Origin of the sequence: Chthonomonas sp., from assembly GCF_035294165.1 — a bacterium.
In the GTDB taxonomy this organism is placed as follows: domain Bacteria; phylum Armatimonadota; class Chthonomonadetes; order Chthonomonadales; family Chthonomonadaceae; genus Chthonomonas.
The window spans coordinates 1-7,232 of the sequence record NZ_DATGLN010000146.1 but is presented as its reverse complement, the minus strand read 5'-3'; the positions used below and the strand labels follow the sequence as shown (position 1 = coordinate 7,232).

Genomic DNA, 7,232 nt, shown 5'->3' with positions numbered 1-7,232 from the left:
TGTGGGAATCGAAACGCTTCTCGGCGATGAGCTGGCCAAAAGCATCGAGTTTCATAAGACCCTAGGCAACAAATTCCTCATTGTGCCCGGCCTTCCCCGTCAATACACCGAGTCCAAAGAGGCCTGGCTTAGAACGGCGGCACTGATGAACGAGATAGCCGATAAGCTCGAACCGGAAGGGATGTTTACCGGCTATCATAACCACCACACGGAGTTTCAGCCTCTGGAGACCGGAGAGCTGCCGTGGGATGTCTTTTTCAGCAACACCTCACCGAAGGTGGTTATGCAGTTTGATGTGGGCAATGCCCGACATGGTGGTGCCGATGCAGCGGTGTTTCTGCGGCGCTATCCGGGACGGGCGCTTACCGTGCACATTAAAGAGTATTCCGCCACCAACGACAAAGCCCTTATCGGGGAAGGGGACATCAACTGGTCGGAAATCTTCCAGCTTTGCGAAACCATCGGGGGAACGCAGTGGTACATTGTGGAGCAGGAGAGCTACGCCTATCCGCCGCTGGAGTGCGTAGACCGCTGCCTCAAAAACCTCCGAGCCATGGGCAAATAGCAACCGTCGCAGCAAACCCCTAATCGCAACATGGCAGGCTCGCTGTGGCAAACGGCGGGCCTGCGAAGCCCAATCGTATGTGGTATCAATCTCTTCGCAACATAAGACGATGGTGGCCGACGGTTTTTATCGTCTGTCTGCTCCTTAGCAGCGCTATGGGCAAGGGGTTTTCGTTACCGCTCGGTGCGTCGTCAGCTATCACTCGACACTCCTCGCTCTACGGACGCGCCATCGAGATCGACCCCGGTTTTCCGTACTTCCAGAACCGTTCGCCCGATTCGATAGCCGAAGAGCTGAAAATTCACGGCTATCGTGTGGTCTACTACGTGCTCACCGCCGATTCGGATGTTCAGCCGGCCCTTATCCAAGCGCTCCATCGTCATGGCATATATGTGTGGTACGCTACCTTTGTGAACGGCGTCTATAGCCGCAAGGATTTACCTGCCGATTGGCCTGCTTGGCAGATGAGAACACGGGGCGACCTCGTAGGCCAGCCGGTAAAGGATGGGTTTACGCGCCTTTGTCTTAACAATCCGCAGTACCGTGCATGGAAAAAGCACCAGATCGTGAAGATGCTAACGTCTTATCCCTTCGACGGGGTAGCCCTCATGGAGCCTTATTGGCCGGAGTATCCCGGCCCTCAAAGCCCGGAGTATGGCTGTTTCTGTACCGCGTGTCGTGCCGCTTTTCAACGGATGTTTCCCGGCTCACCGCTGCCGGATATTCTCCATCCTGAATCGCCAAATAGCCCCGCTCAAAACCCGACACTTTGGCAAAACTGGCTTGCGTTTCGACGTGCCAGCGTCATCGCTTGCCTCAACGATCTCATCAACAGCCCCGATGGCATTCGCGCGAAAGTCCCTTCCAAACCTGTCTGCGTTTGGACGTTGGCTCTGGACGTTCCGAATGCCACCCAACAGCTAGCCGATATCTATGGACTTGATGCGGCGGCCATTGCGGCCCAGGTACGCCCCGACGCAATATGCTTTGAAACCGACTGGCCGGACTGGTCGCGCCCCGATCTGCCACCCGACTATGTGAAACGGTATGCGGGCCTGTTCGACGCTGTTAGGCAAGTAGCGCCCCATATGCCGCTGATCATGCAGGCCGATATCGGCTCTGAACCACAGGATCGGCGCAGCACCGAATGGATACATGCTTTTGAAAGAGCCTGCGCCGATCTTGGCCTACAAGGCACGCTGCTCTACGCCTACTCGCTTGGAGATGCCACCTATCACGAACCGCCTAGAGTTGCGGAAGTACGTGTTCGGCAGCATCAGATTCAGCTTGTGTTCACGAGCTGTGTTGCGGCCTCCTCGGCCGGAGATACGCTCCACTACACCTTCTCGGCAGGTGCGCTCGAAAAGGCCATTGTGGACGGCAATAGGGTGACCCTTATCCCTAAAACACCTCCTGCGAATGGGGCGACATGCACGCTTACTCTACGCTTCATCGCCGGCGACCCCGCCCGCCTCTTCTTTCACGACACGCCTCCTGCCGTTCTTAAAGAGCAGACCCTCTCTTTCGTTTGGCAGGAGGGGCTTGAGGTCAGCTTGTCCATATGAATGCCTACGCAGTGCACCTTCAACTCTGCTGTCCGCTGGATGGCCTCTCGCGTAAGCCTTGTATCTTTCACATTATCCTGTAGGGCTTCCACCAGCATGTAGAATCCCTTCAGGCCGCGCAGCGCTTGCCAGGTGTCTGCATTCGCAAAAAGATCGGAATCATCGGTGCTCTGTTTGTGCTGTGGGTGTTGGACAGGGGCTTGAGTATCTTGCGCCCATACCGTGTACGTCAGGCCAATCATTACAGCCCCAATCAATAAAATAGAACGAAAAAGTGGTTTCATCGGCAGCTCCTTGTTAACGCAACGATAGGGGCGGACCGCTGAAGAAGGTCTCAAAAGAGAACCTGCTTTTCTGAAAGGCATACGGAGGTGATAGAGAGTGGAGGAGGCGCAAAAGTGCGCCTCCCATCCAAAGAACGCGCCTCAGAGTGTGTGCGCTTCATGTTTTTTGAGTTGTCGAATTGTTGTAAGAGGGAACGATGGAGAGAGGGAGTTCACGATGGAAAACGGAGTGTTTTTCAGGAACCGGTTTTCGAGGAGAGCCTAGCTCTCACGATAGATTTTGGGGATCGAGCCTTCTTTTACAACCAGTCGTGCCGGTTTTCCGCGATAGACCCCGCGCAGCTCGCAAGTCCAGATGTCTTCGTTGTTTTCTTTGAACAGGCGCACGTCGTAACCGCCGATGAGGAGAAAATCTTTGATCGGTACCGGCAGGAAGTGATTTCGCACCGGTCGCCCCGACACCTGTAAGGCCCATCGGTCTACGATCTCCCAGCGTTTTTCCATAAGCTTTTTGGGGTTGGATGTTAGGAACAAGTTGAACGTCTCTAATCTACTCTTCTCCTTGCGTGTGTCCATTCATCCTCCTTTTGTATAGTTACCAAACGACGAACCTACCGCTCTGCTGCCGATGGCTAAAGAGGGTTTGCAGCCCATTAAGTAAGCTGCGACCTGCTGCCCGACCGCACTTGCGAAGTGCCCTCGCAATACCCCCTTAATAAAACTACAACCTGCCTCAAAAAAGCGGAAAGTCGAGTGTAGAAAGAGGAATACGCCCAAAATAAAAGGAGGTGAAGGGGAACCCCCTTCACCTCTGATCAAATCAAATAAAGTTCGATTAGAGCTCTATTGTGGTGCGTCTTGAGGAGGCCAACCGGTTGCCGGTGTGGTACGCCACTTCTGGCCATAAGGAATTAGTTTCGCATGTCCATCGAAGAAGAGGGCATTGTAGCCCCGAGGGTGATTATCGTGAGAATTAACACACTGATGGTCACATCCATCCGGTCCGTCCCACCCGAAAATTCCACGTTCGGTGAAGAGAATACGCTCCGCAACGTAATCCGAAAGTTCGTTGGGCGGCATGCCGGAAAGGTTACGCACCTGTCCATCCGGGTACTTTACGCACGGGAAGGGGCCGGTGCCGTTCGGGCACCAGGTATTATATACCCAGTTTGGGAACCAGTGATAGGACTGCAGGCCTAAGCTGATATCCGTCGTGTTCGGTAGATAGTATTTGTCGGATGGGCAGTACCACATCTGGTCGTTCTTGATGTAGGGGCCAAGCTGCACATGCATGAGGGTGCGATAGAACTCGCTTCCGTAGGCACACCCCACATAGTTAGGGCCACCATCGCCGGGGTTGAATCCCTTCCAGGCCATTGGCCCTTGCCCTTGCGCATTGACATAGCAGTCTAACTGAATATGGTATCCAGGCCCTGTGTTGTAGGGATTTACATCGGGGTTTACCTCCCAGTTACGTGGGCCATCGTAGGTGCCCATTGGGAACTGCTCATCATAGTCTTGGGCATACATGTGCACGGCCAGGCCCATCTGTTTCAGATTCGAGAGGCAGGAAATCGTCCGGGCCTGCTCCCGCGCCTGGGCGAAAACCGGGAACAGAATAGCAGCAAGTATCGCGATAATCGCGATAACGACGAGAAGCTCGATAAGCGTAAAGGCTTTTTTCATTGCGATTCGTCTCCTTGTAGAGATTGATTTTTGATAGTTAAACGATCGGTCATAACGACATCTTAAATGAAAGAGTTTTTAGTGAGGGCCTGCAGGCGGTGCGATGTACCCTCCATTAGGCATCCCGCCGTTGGAATTTTGCGGGACTTTGCCATTTGGAGGAGTGATACCTCCCATCCGTCGCTGGAATTCGGCGGCGACATTTGGTGGGATCCCGGGCGGTTTCTCTCCGTAGTGCGTGGGTGGGTTCATTGCCCGCCAAATAGCATAGCCGGCAATGGCCAGCACTACGATGACGATAACAGCCGCCACGATCGGGTTGACATCTTGTTTCATTGTTGTTTCACCTCCTTATCTAATGCGATAACCTTACTCAGGTAAGGTTATCTTTTCACGTGAAAAAGGCCGTCGTCGCAACGACAGGCGACGATTATGAACAGGAACCGGAAGAACGTAGGTTAACGCCTCAACGGTTTGACCTTGCATAAGTGAATAGGCCAGCCAGGTCGCAATTTCGCCCGCCTTACGAAAGTCCGGTAGGGTTGTTGGGAAGGCCGGATGGAAGTTGCGGGCGGGTAAGAGGTTATCAAAACCTGTTACGGCGATCTCTTCTGGCACCTGTACTCCATGCTCTAGCAACAGCTCGATAACGCCCATGGCGGCGATGTCCTCAAGCGCGATAAGTGCGGTTGGTGGATGAGGGAGTGCGAGCAGCCTATCAAGGTACTCTGCATCGAGGTCTGCATGGAAAGAGCCTTTTTTAAGCGTCCACACATACTCATCTCGCAGGGGAATGCGCGCATGGCGCAGGGCATCGCAGTAGCCACGAAACCGCTCTTCTACGGCATAGTGTCGGCAGGCGAAGCCAGCCTCCGAATCGGGGTTCAGTCGCATGATCGCGATGCGCGTATGACCTGCCCGCAGCAACGTCGTGGTGACATCGTAGCCGGCATGGTAGTTGTCGAACACCACGCGCGGCCGCCGGTGTTGAGGGTAGGCGAGATCCACAAGCACGATGGGAAAATCGAGAAATTCGCGACTGAGATAGTCTTCGACGAGTTGTTGGGGCGTGCGGGTTGTTGGTGAGAGCACAATGGCACCGCATCCCGCCTCGATCATTCGGGCCACTTGCTTGCGCTCGAGGTTGTAGTCATGACAGACGCTGGCAACAAGCACATGAAGATCGTAGAGCCGTGCTGCGCTTTCGACGCCCTCATAGATTCGCAGCATCAACTCCGAATCGGTACTGGGGGAGATATAGCCGAGGAAGTGTGGAGGCCGGTTCGAAGATGCTGTAGGGGTACCTTCTGCCACAAAACAGCCTAGCCCGTGCTGGCGTACGATAGCGCCTTGCTGTTCGAGAATTCCTAAGGCGGCAAGAATCGTCGAGCGCGAGGCTCGGTACTGCCGTTCCAGCTCCCGCACGGAGGGCAGGCGATCACCTGAGTTCAGAACACCGCTCTCTATGTAGTCCTTTAGAACGGCCGTTGCGATCTGTTGTGGCAGCGAGCGGCGCATAATCGTCGCTATTTCTCCTTAATTCTCCTACTGTTCGGAACAGTTCACTGTTCCGAACAGTTCATCTCTATTATAACACGGGGCTTTTGAGTTGTCAATCAATGGCGTAATTCTAGATGCCTTCATCCCTTATAACAGAAACAAAAAACGCAAAAATCCGAGCTATCTAGTGCGTTAAGAAACCGATTCTAGACCATAGAGTATCTCTTTTTGCAGTGTGTGTTCAGCATGGCGATGCAAGGGTAAGAATGCCGAGATGAGTGAATAGAGTAAGTTTTGTGGCCGATTGGCAGCCGAGGAACCCTCTTGACAAAAAATGTCATATGGTATACCATAGTATGGTCATAGAAGATGAGCACAGAACCCTTGCACATAGACGTACCCTGCACCCTGACAACGGAGGCGTTTTCGCTATCCTATGCACAGGGCGAAATTCGCAATCTAAAGGCAGCAAATAAAACGCTGGTTCAGCGAATCTATGTCGCTGTACGCGACCGGAACTGGGGCACTGTTCCTGCCGATATCGAACTCGTTACCAAAGAGATTTCCCCGAAGGCCTTCCTTATTGCCGTAAAAGCGACCCATAAACAAAACGATATCCATTTCGTATGGAACGGAACTATCATCGGCCGAGATGATGCGCTCACCTTCGATTTTTTCGGAACAGCCCTCTCGACCTTTTACAAAAACCGAATCGGCTTCTGCCTCCTGATACCTGCCGACATTGCCGGCACGCTATGCCACATTGAACACACCGACGGCACCACGGCCACAACGTCACTGCCCCTGAGCATTATCGCAGAACAACCCGTTCCTCCTTTTGCTAATCTTAAGGCTCTTACCCTCATTCCAAATGAGCACCTCCGCTATCGGATCGAACTCGATGGGGATATTTTTGAGATGGAAGATCAGCGAAACTGGACGGATGCCTCTTATAAAATCTATTCAACACCGTTAGGCCTTCCGTTCCCTGTCCGGGTTACGGAGGGCACTACATTTCGTCAGCGAATTACCGTTCGCATCGAAAAAACGTCGCTTTCCCCCGCTCATTTTACGGTCACGTCGTCTCTCCTGCCCCGCCTTGATTTTGCGCTGAATCGATCTCTGCCCATTCCCCCCGTCGGCTTCGGTGTTCCCTCTACTCCCCCTCGTAATGTGGAGCGGTTAAAGCTCATCGCACCGGCACATCTTCGTTGTGAACTCCATCTCGACACTCCCAACTGGCCCCAAACCCTTGAAGTGGCTGGCCTGTGGGCAAGCGCCCTTGCCAGACCACTAGAACTTGCGCTGCTTTTCTCGGAAAATCAGCGTGCACAGCTCTCTCTACTCAAAAACAGGCTTGAAGCGTCTCCGCTTCCTATTGCGCGTTGGCTTGTACTGCCTGCCACAGAAAGCCCTCAACAAGCTCCACCCTACTCCTTCCTTCTGAATGCGCATAGAGAGCATTTTGCTTCAACGGCTCCTGTAGGAACCGGCACCAATAGCGATTTCTTGTTCATCAATCGCTTTCGGCCACCTATGGATCGGGCAGATTTCTTGGCGTTTTCAATCAATCCACAAGTCCATGCTTTTGATGACCTCTCTCTTATAGAGAACTTAACCCCTCAACGAAGT

8 protein-coding genes are annotated in these 7,232 nt (G+C 53.3%); 3 read left to right on the top strand and 5 right to left on the bottom strand.

All coding sequences use genetic code 11. The features are described 5' to 3' along the window. Both VKV29_RS07225 and VKV29_RS07220 read left to right on the top strand, forming a co-directional pair. Positions 1–565: sugar phosphate isomerase/epimerase (locus VKV29_RS07225; RefSeq protein ID WP_324200634.1), on the top strand; the 565-nt coding region annotated here is incomplete at its 5' end. 77 nt (positions 566–642) lie between these two features. Then, complete coding sequence (locus VKV29_RS07220; protein WP_324200633.1) at positions 643–2,130, top strand: hypothetical protein; 1,488 nt, start codon at positions 643–645, stop codon at positions 2,128–2,130. Here the strand turns inward: VKV29_RS07220 and VKV29_RS07215 are convergent. The 5 genes from VKV29_RS07215 to VKV29_RS07195 form a co-directional block, all read right to left on the bottom strand. Then, positions 2,046–2,414, bottom strand: a complete 369-nt coding sequence (locus VKV29_RS07215; RefSeq protein ID WP_324200632.1) for a hypothetical protein — start codon at positions 2,412–2,414, stop codon at positions 2,046–2,048. The genes VKV29_RS07220 and VKV29_RS07215 overlap by 85 nt on opposite strands. A 261-nt stretch (positions 2,415–2,675) precedes the next feature. Further along, a complete protein-coding gene (locus VKV29_RS07210) occupies positions 2,676–2,990 on the bottom strand; it encodes a hypothetical protein (RefSeq protein ID WP_324200631.1) in 315 nt (104 codons plus the stop codon). A 267-nt stretch (positions 2,991–3,257) separates the two neighbouring features. Then, positions 3,258–4,100, bottom strand: coding sequence for a type II secretion system protein (locus VKV29_RS07205; protein WP_324200630.1), 843 nt, complete (start codon positions 4,098–4,100; stop codon positions 3,258–3,260). 78 nt (positions 4,101–4,178) lie between these two features. Then, positions 4,179–4,436 carry a hypothetical protein gene (locus VKV29_RS07200; protein WP_324200629.1) on the bottom strand — a complete coding sequence of 86 codons (258 nt, stop codon included), beginning with the start codon at positions 4,434–4,436 and terminating at the stop codon, positions 4,179–4,181. A 33-nt stretch (positions 4,437–4,469) separates the two neighbouring features. Continuing rightward, positions 4,470–5,618, bottom strand: a complete 1,149-nt coding sequence (locus VKV29_RS07195; protein WP_324200628.1) for a GntR family transcriptional regulator — start codon at positions 5,616–5,618, stop codon at positions 4,470–4,472. A gap of 366 nt (positions 5,619–5,984) precedes the next feature. On the opposite strand from VKV29_RS07195, the gene VKV29_RS07190 reads away from it, so the two are divergent. Further along, on the top strand, positions 5,985–7,232 hold a 1,248-nt coding region (locus VKV29_RS07190), incomplete at its 3' end, for a hypothetical protein (RefSeq protein ID WP_324200627.1).

Bases quoted from the DNA above. Each gene is read 5' to 3' on its own strand.
- VKV29_RS07220 (WP_324200633.1), top strand. From the start codon at position 643: ATGTGGTATCAATCTCTTCGCAACATAAGACGATGGTGGCCGACGGTT.
- VKV29_RS07215 (WP_324200632.1), bottom strand. From the start codon at position 2,414: ATGAAACCACTTTTTCGTTCTATTTTATTGATTGGGGCTGTAATGATT.
- VKV29_RS07210 (WP_324200631.1), bottom strand. From the start codon at position 2,990: ATGGACACACGCAAGGAGAAGAGTAGATTAGAGACGTTCAACTTGTTC.
- VKV29_RS07205 (WP_324200630.1), bottom strand. From the start codon at position 4,100: ATGAAAAAAGCCTTTACGCTTATCGAGCTTCTCGTCGTTATCGCGATT.
- VKV29_RS07200 (WP_324200629.1), bottom strand. From the start codon at position 4,436: ATGAAACAAGATGTCAACCCGATCGTGGCGGCTGTTATCGTCATCGTA.
- VKV29_RS07195 (WP_324200628.1), bottom strand. From the start codon at position 5,618: ATGCGCCGCTCGCTGCCACAACAGATCGCAACGGCCGTTCTAAAGGAC.